Origin of the sequence: Kitasatospora aureofaciens, from assembly GCF_001188955.3 — a bacterium.
Classification (GTDB): Bacteria; Actinomycetota; Actinomycetes; order Streptomycetales; family Streptomycetaceae; genus Kitasatospora; species Kitasatospora aureofaciens.
This window is the reverse complement of sequence record NZ_JPRF03000023.1, coordinates 74,739-91,712: the sequence shown is the minus strand read 5'-3', so window position 1 is coordinate 91,712 and position 16,974 is coordinate 74,739. Positions and strand designations below refer to the sequence as shown.

At 71.7% G+C, this 16,974-nt stretch carries 14 protein-coding genes and 2 pseudogenes; 12 read left to right on the top strand and 4 right to left on the bottom strand.

What is annotated here, in order from left to right; translation table 11 throughout:
* Positions 1-38: 38 nt before the first annotated feature.
* From HS99_RS16440 to HS99_RS16425, 5 genes are all read left to right on the top strand, one after another.
* Complete coding sequence (locus tag HS99_RS16440) at positions 39-1,271, top strand: MFS transporter (RefSeq protein ID WP_072653958.1); 1,233 nt, start codon at positions 39-41, stop codon at positions 1,269-1,271.
* 318 nt (positions 1,272-1,589) lie between these two features.
* Positions 1,590-1,895, top strand: coding sequence for a RidA family protein (locus HS99_RS41290; RefSeq protein WP_370863259.1), 306 nt, complete (start codon positions 1,590-1,592; stop codon positions 1,893-1,895).
* Positions 1,834-2,193, top strand: coding sequence for a hypothetical protein (locus HS99_RS16435; protein WP_191093530.1), 360 nt, complete (start codon positions 1,834-1,836; stop codon positions 2,191-2,193). The genes HS99_RS41290 and HS99_RS16435 overlap by 62 nt, the downstream gene beginning before the upstream one ends.
* Positions 2,194-2,207: 14 nt before the next feature.
* The gene (locus HS99_RS16430) at positions 2,208-3,167 is read left to right on the top strand and encodes a ketopantoate reductase family protein (RefSeq protein ID WP_046386613.1); all 960 of its coding nucleotides are present in this window, start codon (positions 2,208-2,210) and stop codon (positions 3,165-3,167) included.
* A 1,009-nt stretch (positions 3,168-4,176) separates the two neighbouring features.
* A complete protein-coding gene (locus HS99_RS16425; protein ID WP_030553005.1) occupies positions 4,177-5,859 on the top strand; it encodes a GAF domain-containing sensor histidine kinase in 1,683 nt (560 codons plus the stop codon).
* Between the two features lie 26 nt (positions 5,860-5,885).
* Here HS99_RS16425 and HS99_RS16420 read toward each other — a convergent pair whose 3' ends face one another.
* The 3 genes and pseudogenes from HS99_RS16420 to HS99_RS48420 all read right to left on the bottom strand — a co-directional run.
* A complete protein-coding gene (locus HS99_RS16420) occupies positions 5,886-6,302 on the bottom strand; it encodes a pyridoxamine 5'-phosphate oxidase family protein (protein ID WP_030553003.1) in 417 nt (138 codons plus the stop codon).
* A gap of 115 nt (positions 6,303-6,417) precedes the next feature.
* Positions 6,418-7,116, bottom strand: a complete 699-nt coding sequence (locus tag HS99_RS16415) for a response regulator (protein ID WP_030284627.1) — start codon at positions 7,114-7,116, stop codon at positions 6,418-6,420.
* 132 nt (positions 7,117-7,248) lie between these two features.
* Positions 7,249-7,383 (bottom strand): annotated as a pseudogene (locus HS99_RS48420) (universal stress protein); the annotation flags it as partial.
* A 349-nt stretch (positions 7,384-7,732) separates the two neighbouring features.
* Between HS99_RS48420 and HS99_RS16410 the strand changes: the two are divergent.
* The 6 genes and pseudogenes from HS99_RS16410 to HS99_RS46740 form a co-directional block, all read left to right on the top strand.
* A complete protein-coding gene (locus HS99_RS16410) occupies positions 7,733-9,253 on the top strand; it encodes an amino acid permease (RefSeq protein ID WP_094742929.1) in 1,521 nt (506 codons plus the stop codon).
* A gap of 20 nt (positions 9,254-9,273) precedes the next feature.
* Positions 9,274-10,497 carry an arginine deiminase gene (locus tag HS99_RS16405; RefSeq protein WP_030553001.1) on the top strand — a complete coding sequence of 408 codons (1,224 nt, stop codon included), beginning with the start codon at positions 9,274-9,276 and terminating at the stop codon, positions 10,495-10,497.
* Between the two features lie 19 nt (positions 10,498-10,516).
* Positions 10,517-11,521 carry an ornithine carbamoyltransferase gene (gene argF, locus HS99_RS16400; protein ID WP_030284633.1) on the top strand — a complete coding sequence of 335 codons (1,005 nt, stop codon included), beginning with the start codon at positions 10,517-10,519 and terminating at the stop codon, positions 11,519-11,521.
* A 2-nt stretch (positions 11,522-11,523) separates the two neighbouring features.
* The gene (locus HS99_RS16395) at positions 11,524-12,519 is read left to right on the top strand and encodes a carbamate kinase (protein ID WP_063737863.1); all 996 of its coding nucleotides are present in this window, start codon (positions 11,524-11,526) and stop codon (positions 12,517-12,519) included.
* A gap of 24 nt (positions 12,520-12,543) precedes the next feature.
* Complete coding sequence (locus tag HS99_RS16390; protein ID WP_030552998.1) at positions 12,544-13,317, top strand: ribosome hibernation promotion factor; 774 nt, start codon at positions 12,544-12,546, stop codon at positions 13,315-13,317.
* 153 nt (positions 13,318-13,470) lie between these two features.
* Positions 13,471-13,935 (top strand): annotated as a pseudogene (locus tag HS99_RS46740) (SDR family NAD(P)-dependent oxidoreductase); the annotation flags it as partial.
* 112 nt (positions 13,936-14,047) lie between these two features.
* Here HS99_RS46740 and HS99_RS46735 read toward each other — a convergent pair.
* A complete protein-coding gene (locus HS99_RS46735; protein WP_223885871.1) occupies positions 14,048-14,218 on the bottom strand; it encodes an oleate hydratase in 171 nt (56 codons plus the stop codon).
* Between the two features lie 311 nt (positions 14,219-14,529).
* Here HS99_RS46735 and HS99_RS16385 point away from each other — a divergent pair, with 311 nt between their 5' ends.
* Positions 14,530-16,914, top strand: coding sequence for a phosphoketolase family protein (locus HS99_RS16385; RefSeq protein WP_030552996.1), 2,385 nt, complete (start codon positions 14,530-14,532; stop codon positions 16,912-16,914).
* The last annotated feature ends 60 nt before the right edge of the window (positions 16,915-16,974 follow it).

The following is a 16,974-nucleotide window of genomic DNA, read 5'->3' as shown; positions in this document are numbered from 1 at the left end:
GCTTACCGGCGATCCGGTCGGCCGCTTAGCGTCCTGCCGTGACCGAAACGATCGACTCGACTCCTTCATCGCCCGCGCCACGCCCGCCGCTGGTGACGCGGCCGCTGCTGCTGCGCTTCGTGTCCATCCTGGGCGCTTCGACCAGCTTCTACCTGCTGCTGTCGGTCGTCCCCGGCTACGCGACGGCCGGCGGCGGGGGCGGCTGGACGGCTGGGCTGGCCACCGGCGCGCTGATGCTGGCGACGGTGGTGGGCGAACTCGCGACGCCCGCCCTGGTCAACCGCTACGGCTACCGGGCCGTCCTGGCCGTCGGCCTGGGCCTGCTGGGCGCACCGGCGCTGGCGCTGGTGTTCACCCCGAACCTGTGGTGGATCGTCACGGTCTGCCTGCTGCGCGGACTCGGTTTCGCGTTCACCGTGGTGGCGGGCGGCGCGCTGACCGCGTCTCTCATCCCGGCCGAACGGCGCGGTGAGGGACTGGCGCTGGTCGGGATCGTGAGCGGGGTGCCCTCGTTGGTGGCGTTGCCGCTGGGTGTGTGGCTGTCCGCGCACATGGGCTACGGCGTGGTCTTCACTTCCGGGGCGGTGGTCGCGCTCGCCGCGATCCTCGCGGTGCCCGGCCTGCCCGACCGGATCCGCACGTCGGGACGCCCGGTCGGGATCTCTGAAGGCCTGCGCACGGCCGGACTACGGCGCCCTGCCGTGGTCTTCGCCGTCGCGGCCGTCGCCGCCGGGATCGTCGTCACATTCCTGCCGCTCGCCGTCCCCGCTTCGGCCACGGGCCTCGTCGCCGTGGCGCTGTTCGTCCAGCCCGCGGCGGCCACGCTGGCCCGCTGGCTCGCCGGCCGGCACGGGGACCGGCATGGCTCCGCCGGTCTGGTGCTGCCTGGCCTGCTGCTGTCGGCCGCTGGCACGCTGCTGATGGCACTGACCCGCAGCCCGCTGGCCGTCGTCGTCGCGGTCGGTGTGTTCGGGATCGGCTTCGGCATCATCCAGAACGCCACCCTGACGCTGATGTACGCGCGCGTGCCCACCGCTGGCTACGGCACCATCAGCGCGCTGTGGAACTTCGCCTACGACGCGGGCATGGGCGCCGGCGCCGTCGCCTTCGGCTGGCTCGCGGCAGGAACCGGCTACCCCTGGGCCTTCACCCTGACCGGCACCGCGATGCTCACTGCCGTCGTACCGGCCTGGCGCGACCACCGCGCCGCCACCCGAGCCGAGGCGCGCGGAACGAAGGCACCCGCGTTGGCGCGCGCACCGCTCCAGTGACGACTGCCGTGACGCCAACCCACGGCAAGCCGTCCATGCCGTGCCCGTGACACACCCTCGCTGGTCGCATCTTGCCCGCTAACGCGGCTGTGGCCGGGGGCCGCCTGCCGCGAACTGGGCGTCACCCTCGTACGCACCGGGCTCTGACTCTTCCATCACTGACCACTCCGACCGCGATCACGATGTAGGAGATCCCTTGCAGCACTTTGTCCGTCCCCTTGACAGTCCGCCCGTCAACGGCTTCAGCCACGCGGTGGCGTTCGCCGGCCCCATGGTCGCGTCTCCGGCCAGATTCCCCCGGACGCCGAAGGCCGAATCGTGGGCGAGTCCGACGCCGCCGCCCAGACTCGGCAGGTCTTCACCAACCTGGCCACCGCGCTGCGGGCAGCCGGCGCCCGGATGCAGGACGTGGTCAAGCTGACCGTCTACCTGACCGATCTGGCCGACCTGGACGCCATCCGCCGGATCCGTGACGAGCATCTGGACCCCGCCCGCCTGCCGGCCTGTTCCCTGGTGAAGGTTGCCGGACTCGTCCACCCAGCTGGATATCACCGAGCGCGCCGTGCTCTTCGACCTGATCAGCGAGCAGGCGGAGGCGCTGGTTCACCTGTACGCGAGCTGTGACCGTGCCGTCGTGTATCCACGTTTCGGCGGCGCCCGGCCGGTCGTCTTCCGCGACCGTTTCACCGGCCGGGACCACACGCCACCGGACCCGGACATGCGCGCCTTCCTCGAAATCACTGCTGCCAACGAACTCGACGCGCTGGCACACAATGCCGACCTGGCCGAACGCTACGGCCGGGCACTGCAACGTTTGTTCCTCAGCTCGCGTGACCTGTTGTCCGCCGCGGCGTGGGACGCCTGCTCACGGCAGCTCGGCCAGTACTCCTCCGATCCCGACCAGTCCCGCGCCTCAAACTGAGAGGAACCCCACCCATGCCCGACTCCGGACAGTTCGCTGCCGAATCCCTCCTGATCCCGTCCCGCGCGACCATCGCCGTGCTCGGTCCCGGAGGAGTCGGCGGTCTGCTCGCCGCGCTGCTCTCCCGCGCCGGACACCGTGTGATCTGCCTCGCCCGCGAGGAGACCGTCTGTCCGCTGCGCCAGGACGGTATCCGTGTCCGCAGCAGGCAGTTCGGCGACTTCACCGGGGCGGTCGAGGTAAACACCGTGCTGCGCGAGCCCGTCGACCTGTGCCTGGTGACAGTCAAGAACACCGCACTCGGCGCTGCGCTCGACCGCATCCCACCACAGTGGCTCACCAACGGTGTGCTGCTGCCGCTGCTCAACGGCGTCGAGCACACCGACGCCCTGCGAGCAGGCTACGGGGACGAGCGAGTCGTACCGGCCGTGGTCCGCGTGGAGTCCGCCCGCACCGCGCCGGGCGTCATCAGGCACGGCAGCCCGTTCGTCGAGATCGACCTGGTCGGCCGCCAAGAGCAGCTCGCCCCGCTCGCCGAACTGCTCACCGGCGCCGGTGTGGCCACCCGCGTCCTTCCGGACGAGCGCCAAGTCCTCTGGGCGAAGCTGGCCTTCCTGGCCCCCTTCGCCCTGCTCACCACCCGCCATCGGCTGCCCATCGGCGGCATCCGGTCCGAGCGGCGGGACGAGCTGACGGCTCTGGTCGAGGAGACCGTTGCGGTCAGCCGGGCCTGCGGCGGGCAGACAGTGGTCTCCGAAGTCCTTCAGCGCTATGACGCGTTCCCCGCCGACAGCAAGTCGTCCATGCAGCGCGACGCCGAGGCGGGCCACGCGCTGGAACTCGACGCCATCGGTGGAGCCGTGCTGCGCGCTGCCGAACGGCACGGCATCCGCGTGCCGCTCACGACGCGACTCGTAACCGAACTCGCGGCTGGCATCGGCCTTCCCCGCCACGGCCGCGACAGCCCGGCGTGAACGCCCGACGGTCCGCGAAGGCGTCGCGGACGCGCACTGGCGCTCCCGGGCGCAGCACGCGGCGGGGCTGGGTGTCATCACCGACGGCAAGACCATCCTGCTGCTGCAATGGGCCGCCATGGACGGGCCCTTCGCCGCCACAGCGGGCACCAGCTGACGCCGCTGCTCCGGCCGGCCCCCGCTTCGAGGCACCCGTCCGGCTTGGAGCGCGTGCCGTCAGGCGGCAGTCGGGCCGCTCGACGAGCCGGCCGCGCTTGAAGCGGGCACCATCGCGCACGGGTGGGACGAGGTGGGCGCCGTTGAGGGTCTGTACGGTCTTCGGCTCTTACAAGATTTTCGTAACCGGTGATCCCGGTGATCTCTTCAACTCGCCTATGGTGTGGCTTGGTTGGCGGTGGGACGCTGTCTGGGTGTGGTGTCATGGCGGGGGACCTGCTGCCGCGGCTGGCCGTGGTGCAGGTCGAGCGCGTGGAGGCCAGCGGGGATCTACTGAGGATCACTGCCCGGACCAGGGATGACTTGCCGGCGGCGCGTCCGTTGTGCGGGCAGTCGTCGGACTGGGTGCACTCTCGATAGGAACGGCATGTCGCGGGCGAGGCGGTTGGCGGTCGGGCGGTCGTGATCGACTTATCGGTGCACCGCCTGTACTGCGAGACCCACCTCCTGGAAGTCTCGTCGTCCATGGCGGCCTGCCCGGCCATGCGCTCGCCCTCGGGGCGGGGGTCTCGTGCCGCACCGAGCCAATCAAGTGCCGGGCGGTACGCGGCAGATCCGTTCGGGCCCGAGTGGGCGGGCCAGTGGTCCCTGTATCGAGGTGTTCGGCAGGCCGGGTGCATCTCGTCGGTACGGCCCATCGATCGGCCGCGCCGGTTCCTCCCCTGGCCGGGGGCCTTACGGGACCGGAGACGGGGCAGAGCCGGACTGTCGGGGAGGGCTTCTGCGACAATCGACCGGCCGGTAGCCAGGACGGAAGGAGGCTCGCGTGGGTGGGGACGGGGTGCGGTCTCGGATGCCGCAGCTGCGGCTGGACGAACTGCTGGAGGAGCTCCAGGCGCGGATCGACGCGGCCCGCGGCACTCGGGACCGGGTGCACAGCCTCCTGGAGGCTGTGCTGTCGGTCGGCCGCGAGCTGGACCTGACACAGGTGCTGCGGCGGATCGTGGAAGCCGCGGCGGTGCTGGTGGACGCGAAGTACGCGGCGCTCGGCGTGATCGGGCCGGACGGCGAGACGCTCTCCGCCTTCCTGACCGTGGGCCTGTCGGAGGAGGAGATCGCGAAGATCGGCCCCTACCCAACGGGCCGGGGCATCCTCGGAGAGCTGATCCGCAACCCCGAGTCACTGCGACTGGAGAACCTCTCCGAGCACCCCGCGTCGTACGGCTGCCCGATGCACCACCCGGTGATGCGAACCTTCCTCGGCGTACCGGTACGGGTGCGCGACGAGGTCTTCGGCAACCTCTACCTGACGGACAAGCGGGGCGGCGAGGAGTTCGACGCCGACGACGAGTCCGTGATCGCCACCCTGGCGGTCGCGGCCGGCGTGGCGATCGACAACGCCCGGCTGTACGAGGAGGCTCAGCGCCAGCAGCGCTGGCTGAGCGCGAGCGCGGAGATCACCCGCGCGCTGCTGTCCGGGGGCTCGCGCTCGGAGGTGCTGGAGCTGATCGCGCAGCGGGCCCGGGAGATCACCGGCGCCGACCTCGCCGACGTCTCCGTGCCGCTGGCCGGGACGGACACCGTGCGGGTGGAGCTGGCTCTCGGTGGGGACGCGGTCGGCCGGATGGGCCTGGTCGTGCCGTTGGCGGGGTCATTGTCGGGTGAAGCCTGTGCTTCGGGCGTGCCGGTGACCACGGCGGATCTGGCCGGTGAGCCGCGGCTGTCGGCGGGGGCGCGCCGGTTCGAGGGGCTCGGTGCGGCGGTCGCGGTCCCTCTGGGCCGGGCCGAGGGGCAGATCGACGGTGTGCTGCTGCTCGCCAGGGAGGCCGGCGCGCCCGAGTTCACCGACCGCGAGATCGGCCCGCTGCTGGGCTTCGCCGACCAGGCCGCGCTGGCCCTGGAGCTGGCGGAACGCCGCCGGGACGCCGAGCAGCTGGCGATGCTGGAAGACCGCGACCGGATCGCCCGCGACCTGCACGACCTGGCCATCCAGCGGCTCTTCGCGACCGGGATGACGCTGCAGAGTGCCGCCCGCTTCATCGAGCACCCCGGCGCGTCGGACCGGGTGCTCCGTGCGGTCGGCGACCTGGACGAGACGATCAAGATCATCAGGTCGACGATCTTCGGGCTCCGCGCTCGCGAGGAGCGCTCCGGCCAGGGCCTGCGGGCCAGGGCCGTGCGGGCCGTCGAGCAGGCGCAGGCGGTCCTGGGCTTCCCGCCCCGGCTGAGCATGGAGGGTCTGCTGGACACCGACGTGCCGGCGGAGATCGCGGAACACGTCGTGGCCGTCCTGGGGGAGGCGCTGAGCAACGCGGCCCGGCACGCGAAGGCGGACCGGGTGGAGGTCGTGCTGGGCGCCACCGGGCAGCAGGTCATGCTGACGGTGCAGGACAACGGTGTCGGCGTTCCCGAGCAGGGGCGGCGCAGCGGCCTGCGCAATCTCGCCGAGCGGGCGGAAGGGCTCGGGGGCGGGTTCGAGCTGATCAGCCCTGCGGAGGGCGGTACTCGACTGACCTGGTCCGCCCCGTTGCGGTGAGGCGGGCTGACGGGGCCGCGGGCGGGTCACACCTCGCACGCGGGTGAAGCGGGCAGGGAACGCCCGGACACCAGTTCCGGACGGATCCGGATGGTCACCTGGTCGGCCGACTTCGCGGGGGCGGGCACGGCGGCGGGAACGGGATGGCTCGCCGCGCTGACGGATGTGACGTCGGCCCGGCCGAGCAGGGTGACGCTCCACCCGCTGCGGTCGGTCTCGCTCAGCTCGCTCGCCTCGAAGGCGACGACCGCGTCGGTGACGGCGAGGGCGATCTCGGAGCCGGCGTTCGCCTGGAGCAGGACGCTGCCGTCGGTCGCGATCCGGTATCGGACCGGCATCACGGCGGGTAGGGCGCCGACGGTGTAGACCAAGCGGCCGACGGCTGTCCCGCCCAGCAGTTTCAGGCACTGCGACTCGTCGAGTGGAGTGAATTCGGCTGTCATGGCGTCCATGCTCGGCGGAGGCCGGTCGGCCTGCGAGGGTCCGATGGTCCCTCGTAGGACTTCTGGCGGTCCTGCCGTGCCGGGGGCCTGTCGGCCCAGGGGCATCCCCCCGGGCTCAGACGGCCGTGCGGGCTCCCGTCTGGTTGCGGCCCGACAGTACCTGGGTGGCGATGATGGCCGCCTGGACTCGGCGTTCCACGCCGAGTTTGGCGAGCAGGCGGGAGATGTGGTTCTTGACAGTCTTCTCGGCGAGGTAGAGACGCTGGCCGATCTGCCGGTTGGTCAGGCCCTCGCCCACCAAGGCGAGGATTTCCCGCTCGCGGTCGGTGAGGTGCGGACCGTCGGACGGCTGCTGAGCGGCCTCGCCGCGCAGTCTGGCCATCAGCCGGGTGGCGGCGCCGGGGTCGAGCATGGACTGGCCGGAGGCCACCGTGCGGACCGCCGAGACGAGGTCGGTGCCGCTGATCTGCTTGAGGACGTAGCCGGCGGCGCCGGCCATGATCGAGTCGAGCAGCGCCTCCTCGTCGTCGAAGGACGTGAGGATCAGGCAGGCCAGCTCCGGCATCCGGGAACGCAGTTCACGGCAGACCGTCACGCCGTCGCCGTCGGGCAGCCGCATGTCCAGGACCGCGACGTCCGGCCTGAGCGCCGGAACGCGGGTGAGCGCCTGCGCCACGGTGGAGGCCTCGCCGACGACCGTGAAACCGGGCTCCGAGTCCAGCAGGTCGTGCACGCCTCGTCGGACGACCTCGTGGTCGTCCAGGAGGAACACCTTCACCGGGTCGCCTGCGCCCGCCGCCGTGTTGTCCGCCATCACCGCTCCGTGCTCGATGCCTGTCCCCAGTGGCAGGTCATGCAGTTCTCGTCGCAGTCTGCCGGATGCCGGGCGGAGTCGATAGGGCCGGAGGGCCCTAATCGTGAGGGCGGGCCTGAGGTCACCGGGGTTCGACCGGTCCACGTTCTCGTCGCTCAGCCAGGGCCAGACGTGGAGAAGGCACAGTGCCGATCCGAGCCTCTGAGCCTCCTGCGCCGCCCACGCGGCGGCGGCCTCGCTCTGCGGTGACCCGTCGAGACCCACCATGCCCTGTCGTGTCGTCACGACCGCTCCTCACCTGTCGCTTTGGGCCGGGGCCAGGTACCGACCGGCTGTGCACGAATCTCCCGTCGGGCCGAGCGGGAGCCAAGGGACTGACGGGACCCGGTGGTGGGCCGGTGGTCCCTGCGGGGCGCGGCGGGCAGTGCGTCGCGCGCCGGTGCGCGACGTGACTCCTCGGGACCATCGGGCGGGGGAGGCAGGGACCGCTGGGGCGGGGGAACGGGACTGTCGGCCCATGGGATGCGCTGCCCGCCGATCCGAAGATCTTTCTCGGCGGGTGGCGGCGAAGGCCAGGCCCATCCGCATGGTTCAGCACCTGGCAAAGGAGCCTCTGATGTCCGTACACGACCGCGGAAGACCACCGGTGAGCACGGCGGAGGACGGACCGCGACGGCGCAGCGGCACGTTCGGGTTGCCGGGTGCCACCGCGCTGGTGGTCGGCAGCATCATCGGTACCGGCGTGTTCGCGCTGCCGTCGGCGCTCGCGCCGTACGGGCCGATCGCGCTGGTGGCGTTCGTCCTGGTGACCGTCGGGGCGCTGACGCTCGCCGTGACCTTCGGGCGGCTGTCGGAGCGGGTGCCGGGCAGCGGCGGGCCCTACGTCTACGCCCGAGAGGCATTCGGCGAGTTCGCCGGGTTCCTGACCGCCTGGTCGTACTGGATCACGGCCTGGGCCGGGAACGCGGCCATCGCCGTGGCCTGGGTCGGCTACGTCGAGGTGTTCGTCAACAAGGACCACCACACCTGGGCCTCGATCGCGATAGCCCTGGTGGGTCTGTGGCTGCCCGCGATCGTCAACCTGACCGGCGTGCGCAGCATCGGCGCTTTCCAGGTGGTCACCACGGTGCTCAAGTTCCTGCCGCTGGCGTTCATGGCGACGGCCGGCCTGCTGTTCGTGAAGTCCGGAAACCTCGGGGCCTTCAACGCGAGCGGCGGCTCGGCGATGGGCGCCGTCTCGGCGGCCGGGGCGATCGCGCTGTTCAGCTACATCGGCCTGGAGACCGCCTCGGTGGCGGCCGGGCGGGTGCGCGAACCCAAGCGCAACGTGCCGCGAGCGACCATCTACGGCACCCTGGCCTGCGCGGCGATCTACCTGCTCGGCACCCTCGCCGTGTTCGGTACCGTGCCGCACGCGCAACTCGCTTCCTCCACGGCGCCGTTCACCGATGCGATGAACAGCATCGCGGGCGGACACTGGGCCGGGAACCTGGTCGCCGTCGCCGCGATCGTCTCCGGGCTCGGGGCACTGAACGGCTGGACGCTGATCTGTGCGGAGATGCCGATGGCCGCCGCCCGCGACGGACTGTTCCCGTCCGCGTTCGCCGGCACCCGCGGCCGAGGCGAGGTACCGGCCTTCGGCATCGTCTCGGCGACCGTCCTCGCGTCGGTGCTCACCGTGATCAGCTACACCCGGTTCACCAAGGTCTTCACCGAGATCGTGCTGCTGAGCGTGCTGACCGCCGTCATCCCCTACCTGGTCTCGGCGGCCGCGCAGCTGTACTGGCTGGCGCTGCACGGCAGGGAGCAGCTGGACCGGCGCCGCCTCACCCGCGACACGGCCGTCACCGTCCTCGCACTGGCCTTCTCGTACTGGTCGATCCAGGGCAGCGGCTACCAGACCGTCTACTACGGCCTCTTCACCATCCTGCTCGGCATCCCGGTCTACATCTGGCTGAAGCGACCGCACGCCCGACCCGCGACCGACGCCCGTACGGATACCGGCACCGACACCCGACCGACCGACATCCGTCCAGCCCGCCGCGACGCACCGCCCGCCAAGGCGGCCCGAACCGCCCGCCCGGTCGGCTTCGCCACCATCGTCCTGCGCGCGCTGACGCCGCGCCAGCAGCACTGAGAACAAGGGAGTACACCGAGATGTCCACCCTGCGTGTCGACTCGGAAGCCGGCCGCCTGCGGCAGGTGATCCTGCACCGCCCGGGCCTGGAGCTCGCCCGGCTGACCCCGCGCAACGTCGACGAGCTGCTCTTCGACGACATCCTGTGGGCCAAGCGCGCCCGCGAGGAGCACGGCGCCTTCGCCCAGGTCCTGCGCGACCACGGCGTGCGCGTCCACCACTACGCCGATCTCCTTGCCGAGACGCTCGACCTGCCGCCCGCCCGGGCCTGGCTGCTCGGCCAGGTGGTCACCGAGGCCACCGTCGGGCCCGCGCTCGTCGAGCCGGTCCGGGAGCTGTGCGAGCAGCTCGACGGCACCACCCTCGCCGAATACCTGATCGGCGGCGTACTCAAGGACGACCTGCCGCTGCGCAGCCCCCGCAGCCTGCACTGGAACACCCTCGGGGAGCAGGACTTCGCCCTCCCGCCGCTGCCCAACCACCTCTTCCCGCGGGACAACTCCTGCTGGATCGGCGGCCGTTACAGCCTGAACCCGATGGCGAAGCCGGCCCGTCGGCGGGAGACCCTGCACACCGCCGCGATCTACCGTTTCCACCCGCTGTTCGCCGAGACCGCGCCTCCGCTGCTCGACGGCACCACCACGCCGCCCGGGCTGAGCCTGGAGGGCGGGGACGTCCACGTCGTCGCACCGGGCGTCGTCATGGTCGGGATGGGCGAGCGCACCACCGCGCAGGCTGTCGAAACCCTCGCCCAGCAGCTGTTCCTGACCGGCACCGCGCACCGGCTGATCGCCGTCGGCCTGCCGGAGAGCCGGGCGTTCATGCACCTGGACACCGTCCTGACGATGATCGACCGGGACACCTTCACCGTCTACCCGGGCCTGGCCGACGGCCTGCGCTCCTGGACCCTCACCCCCGCCCCCGAGCTCCTGACCGGCTTCGACGTGCGGACCGACACCGACCTCGCCGCCTCTCTTGCGGAGGCCCTAGACCTGGACAAGGTCCGCTTCCTGTCCGCCGAGCAGGACGAGCGGGCCGCCGAGCGCGAGCAGTGGGACGACGGCAGCAACTTCCTCGCCCTCGCCCCCGGCGTCGTCGTCGGCTACGAGCGCAACACCGCCACCAACACCTACCTGCGCAAGCAGGGCGTCGAGATCGTCACCATCGCCGGCTCCGAGCTCGGCCGCGGCCGGGGCGGCCCGCGCTGCATGAGCTGCCCGATCCAGCGCGACCCCGTCAACTGACCACCGAGGAGCAACCGTCATGACCGCCGACCTCACCGGCCGCCACTACCTGCGCGAACTCGACTTCACCGCCGCCGAGATCCACCACCTTCTCGACCTCGCCGCCGAGCTGAAGGCGGCCCGGCGGGCGGGCACTGAGATCCCCCGGCTGACCGGCCGCCGGATCGCCCTGATCTTCGAGAAGAGCTCCACCCGGACCCGCTGCGCCTTCGAGGTCGCCGCGGCCGACCAGGGCGCCATGACCACCTACCTCGGCCCGGACGGCTCGCACATCGGCCACAAGGAGAGCATCGCCGACACCGCCCGCGTCCTCGGCCGGATGTACGACGCCATCGAGTACCGCGGCTTCGACCAGGACGCCGTCACCGAACTCGCGGCCCGTGCCGGTGTCCCCGTGTACAACGGCCTCACCGACCAGTGCCACCCCACCCAGAGCCTGTGCGACGTGTTCACGATGCGTGAGCACAGCGCAAAGCCGCTGGGGGAGATCTCCTTCTGCTACCTCGGCGACGCCCGCAACAACACCGCCAACTCCCTGATGGTCATGGGCAGTCTGCTCGGTATGGACGTGCGCATCGCGGCCCCGCGCGACCTGTGGCCCGATTCGGAGCTCGTCTCGGAGTGCCTCCGGCTCGGCCGGGACAGCGGCGCCCGGTTCACGCTCACCGACGAGGTCGAGGAGGCGGTGCGCGGAGCGGACTACCTCTACACCGACGTATGGGTGTCCATGGGCGAGGACCACGCCCGGTGGCCTGAGCGCATCGCCCGGTTGCTGCCGTACCAGGTCAATGCCAAGACGCTGGCGGCCACCGGGAATCCGGACACGGCCTTCCTGCACTGCCTGCCCGCCCTGCACGACCGCCGCACCGACCTGGGCGCGGAACTCGCCGCCGAGCACGGGCTCGACGGCCTCGAAGTCACCGACGAGGTCTTCGAGTCGCCGGCCTCGCTGGTCTTCGACCAGGCCGAGAACCGCATGCACACCATCAAGGCGATCCTGGTCGCCACCCTCCGAAGAGACTGATCATGCGCATCGTCGCCGCACTCGGAGGGAACGCCCTGCTCCAGCGGGGCGAACACCCCGACGCCGACATCCAGCAGCACCACGTCCACGATGCCGCCCGCTCGTTGGCCGAACTCGTCACCGCCGGACACGAGTTGGTGATCACCCACGGCAACGGCCCGCAGATCGGCCTGCTCGCCGAGGAGAGCGAGGCCGACCCGGCGCTCGCCGCGCCCTACCCGCTGGACGTCCTCGGCGCCCAGACCCAGGGCATGATCGGCACCCTGCTCGTCCGCGAGCTCCTGGGCCGACTGCCCGGGCACCCCGTCACTGCGCTGACCACCCACACCGAGGTGGACCCGCACGACCCCGCGTTCGGGCGGCCCGGGAAGTTCATCGGCGGGCAGCTCACCGAGCAGCAGGCCAGGACGATGGAGACCGAGCGCGGCTGGACCACGGCGCGCGACGGTGAACACCTCCGCCGGGTCGTCCCCTCGCCCCGCCCCACCGCGATCGTCGAACTCCCGTCCATCCGGGCCCTCCTGGCCACGGGCGCAGTGGTGATCGCCGCCGGGGGCGGTGGTGTCCCGGTCACGCGGGACCCGGACACCGGCCGCGTGCGCGGAGTCGAGGCCGTCGTCGACAAGGACCTGGCCTCGGCGCTTCTCGCCGAACAGCTCGACGCCGACGCGCTGCTGATACTCACCGACGTCACCCACGTATTCACCCGCTTCGGTTCCACCCGCCCCGGCCCCCTGGTCAGCGTCACACCCGACCGGCTGCGCGAACTGGACCTGCCGGAAGGGTCGATGCGGCCCAAGGCCGAGGCCGCCGCCGCCTTCGCGGAGCGGACCGGCCATCTCGCGGCCATCGGCCCCCTCGACAACGCCCTCGGCACGATCCTCGGCACCACAGGCACCACGGTCCGCGCACTGCCGGGGGCCGCGGGGGAGGGACCCAAGGCGTTGCCGGCGGGACCTTCGGACCTCGGCCCGGCCGATCAGCGCGCGGCAGTCTGAAAACCACCCGGAAAGGAAACCGCGATGACCCGTCTGCAGACCCGACCCGCCACCGAGGTCCTGGTGACGGCCCGTGGCGAAGTCTCTCTGGCTGCGCCCGAATACGCCCGGACCAAGCTGCTCGCGGCGCTCGAACGCCTCGACGAGCCGGTCCTCGCGGCCCGGGTGAAGCTCACCCAGGAGGCCGACCACGCGGTCGCCAAGCCGTCGATCGCCCAGGCCACGGTCGACCTCAACGGACGGCCCGTGCGCGCCCACGTCGCCGCCACCACCATGCAGGAGGCCGTCGACCTGCTCCAGGACCGCCTGAACGCCAGGATCGCCCGCCTCCGGACCCACCGCCACGACCGCCACCACAACGAGGCACACGCGGCCGCCGGGCACGAACACCGGCCGCAGCGCCGCGCGCTGGGCACGGAGGAGCGCCGCATCGAGCGACACAAGACCTACAGCCTCGCGCGGCAGAGTGCGTGGGCGGCGGTATTCGAACTGGAGGCGATGGACTACGACTTCCACCTGTACACCGACACGGTGACGAACTGCGACAGCGTCGTCTACCGGGACGGGACGGCGGGGGAGTACCGGATCTCCTCGGCCGGTCCGGCGCCCGAGGCCGAAGCGGGTATCTCGGTGAGCACCGCCGGCGTCCCCGAGATCACCGTCGCCGAGGCGGTCGCGCGTCTCGACCTGGGCGGCCTGCCGTTCGTCTTCTTCACGGACGCCTCGACCGGTCGCGGCAACATCCTGTACCACCGGTACGACGGCCACTACGGACTGATCACTCCCGCGGACCAGTAGCGCGGGTGAAATCCAGGTCGGTTGTGGGAGCTTGACCCGGACCAGGACGAAGCGCCGGGAGCGGGTGGGGCCGCTCCCGGCGCTGCTGGCTGTTCGGCCCGGTTCGGCGTGAAACGGGCGTTCCGCCGCGGCTCCCCCGGGCAGGAGCGCACCATGGGCGCCCACCTCATCACCCGTGCCGGTTCGGGCATCGGAGCCACCGTGGCGGGGCTGCTCGCGGAGCACGGCGAGGAACCGTGGCTGCTGGCCAGGAACGAGGAACGGGCGGAGGCGCTGGGTACACGGTTCTTGAGGAGCCGAACCGTGGTGGCGGATCTCGCCGAGCCGTCGGTCCTGGTCACCGCACTGGAGAAGCAGGGGCTTCCGGACCGGCTGGACTTTTTGCGGCACGTCGCCGGGGTCCTGGAACCGGGGACGGCGGCCGGATTCGACGCGGCGGCGTGGCAGGAGATACTGGCGGTCAACGGGGTGGCGCCAGGACGGCTGACCCGTCTGGTGCTGCCCGCGCTGCGCGGAGCCCGGGGGCACGTGGTGTTCCTGGACTTGGGGGCCGGGCCGCACGCGCCTCCCGGCCTGGGCGGTGACGCCGCCTCGAAGTTCGCGCTGAAGGCGCTGGCCGAGTCGCTGCGGGCGGAGGAGTACCGCAACGGCTTACGGGTCACCGCGGTCTACACCCGGGTGAGGTCGACATGCCGGTGCAGGTCAGGCTCCACCGGACGCTGGGCCTGCCCTACGACCCGGACACCTCTATCACGGTGGGTTCCGTCCAGCCGCAGTGGTCGGCCTGCTGGACTTTCCTGCCGGGGAAGTCGCCGTCGCGGATCAGGAAGGCCGCGGCGGCCAGTGCCGCTATTCCGCCGCCGACCAGGTAGGCCTTCGTCTCGCGCCCACAGTCGATCATGATCCGTCCATTCGTCGTCGCGCCCGCCCGTCCGGAGTACCTGCACCGTTCGGCAGGTGCCGCCAGCCTGCGGCAGAAGCGGCACCTCCACGCAGGGCCGGCAGTCCCCTTTCCCGGGCCGTACGTCCCGGCGGCGGGTGGCGGGCCGGGGCCGTTCGAGTGAGGCCCGGACGAGCAGGGACCACCGGCCCGTTCTCCCTCGCGGAATGTGGCCCGTTCGGCCCTGCGGAAGCTCTGGCCGCGGGGCGACGATGAGTGCCGACCGCCCGTAACGGTCGGTGAAGCCGGCAGACTCCGAGGAGACCACAGCCATGTCCGTCACCCCCAGTTCGGCTCCCGGTGGACCGTCCGACGAGGAGATCCGGGCGCTCGACACCCACTGGCGGGCCGCCAACTACCTCGCGGCGGGCCAGATCTACCTGATGGCGAACCCGCTGCTGCGCGAGCCGCTGCGCCCAGAGCACATCAAACCCCGGTTGCTGGGCCACTGGGGCACCTCGCCCGGCCTCAACCTTGTCCACACCCACCTCAACCGTGTGATCAGCGCACGGGACCTCGACGCCGTCTGCGTCTGGGGCCCCGGTCACGGCGGGCCCGCCGTCCTCGCGAACTCCTGGCTGGACGGCAGCTACACAGACACCTACCCGGACGTCACCCGCGACGAGGCCGGCATGGCCCGGCTGTTCCGCCGGTTCTCCTTCCCCGGCGGTGTGCCCAGCCACGTCGCCCCTGAGACACCGGGTTCGATCCACGAGGGCGGCGAACTCGGCTACGCGCTCTCGCACGCCTACGGCGCCGCCTTCGACAACCCCGGGTTGCTGGTCGCCTGCGTGATCGGCGACGGAGAGGCCGAGACCGGCCCACTGGCGGCCTCCTGGCACGGCAACAAGTTCCTCGACCCCGTCCACGACGGCGCCGTCCTGCCGATCCTGCACCTCAACGGCTACAAGATCGCCAACCCGACCGTGCTCGCCCGCCTGCCCGAAGGGGAGCTCGACGCCTTGCTGCGCGGCTACGGCCACGACCCGCTGTACGTCGGCGGCAACGACCCACTGACGGTTCACCATGCCATGGCCGGGGCCATGGACACCGCCCTGGACCGGATCACCGCCATCCAGCAGGAAGCCCGCGCCGACGGCGGCACCCGCCGACCGCACTGGCCGCTCATCGTCCTGCGCACGCCCAAGGGCTGGACCGGCCCGGCCGAGGTGGACGGCCTGCCGGTGGAAGGCACCTGGCGCGCCCACCAGGTACCCCTCGACCAGGTCCGCGACAACCCTTCGCACCTCCGGCAGCTGGAGGACTGGTTGCGCTCCTACCGGCCGGAGGAACTGTTCGACGACCACGGCCGCCCGGCGGCGCGGGTCCTCGACCGCGTCCCCGAAGGCACCCGCCGTCTCGGCGCGAACCCGCACGCCAACGGAGGCCTGCTGCTGCGAGACCTGCCGATGCCGCCGCTGGAGCGCTACGCCGTACCCGTGGACAAGCCCGGTGCGACGCTGCACGAGCCCACCCGGGTCCTGGGCGACCTGCTGGCCCGGGTGATGGCGGACACCGCCGAGCGCCGTGACTTCCGCCTGGTCGGCCCGGACGAGACCGCCTCCAACCGCCTCCAGGCCGTCTACACCGCCACCGGCAAGGCCTGGCAGGCCGACACCCTGCCCGTCGACGAACACCTCGCCCACGACGGCCGGGTGATGGAGATCCTCTCCGAACACACCTGCCAGGGCTGGCTGGAGGGCTACCTCCTCACCGGCCGACACGGCCTCTTCTCCTGCTACGAGGCCTTCGTCCACATCGTCGACTCCATGGTCAACCAGCACATCAAGTGGCTGCGCACCACCCGCGCGCTGCCCTGGCGCGCACCCATCGCCTCGCTCAACTACCTACTCACCTCGCACGTCTGGCGCCAGGACCACAACGGCTTCTCCCACCAGGACCCCGGCTTCGTCGACCACGTCCTCAACAAGAGCCCCGAAGCCGTGCGGGTCTACTTCCCACCGGACGCCAACACCCTGCTCGCCACCGCCGACCACGTACTGCGCAGCCGCGACTACGTGAACGTCGTGGTCGCCGGCAAGCAGCCCTGCTTCGACTGGCTCACCCTCGACCAGGCCCGCGCCCACTGCGCCCGGGGCGCCGGGATCTGGGAATGGGCCGGCACCGACGACAGCAGCCGGGAGCCCGACGTCGTCCTGGCCTGCGCCGGGGACGTGCCCACCCAGGAGGTCCTCGCGGCCGCCGATCTGCTCCGCCGGCACCTGCCCGACCTCCGCGTCCGGGTGGTCAACGTGGTCGACCTGGCCCGGCTGATGCCCGCGGAGGAACACCCGCACGGGATGCCCGACGCCGAGTTCGACGCCCTGTTCACCCACGACCGGCCGGTGATCTTTGCGTACCACGGCTACCCGTGGCTGATCCACCGCCTGGCCTACCGCCGTGCCGTCCACCCGCAGCTGCACGTGCGCGGCTACAAGGAGTCCGGCACCACCACCACGCCGTTCGACATGGTGGTCCGCAACGACGTGGACCGCTACCGCCTCGTCATGGACGTCATCGACCGCGTCCCCGGCCTCGCGGTGCGCGCCGCCGCCGTGCGCCAGGAGATGGCCGACCGGCGCACCCGCCACCACGACTGGATCCGCGAGCACGGCACCGACCTGCCCGAGGTCACCGACTGGACCTGGCAGGGCTGACCCGAAACCAGGGGGGCCGACCGTCAGGAGAACAGCACCATGGAGCTACCCGTCACCGGC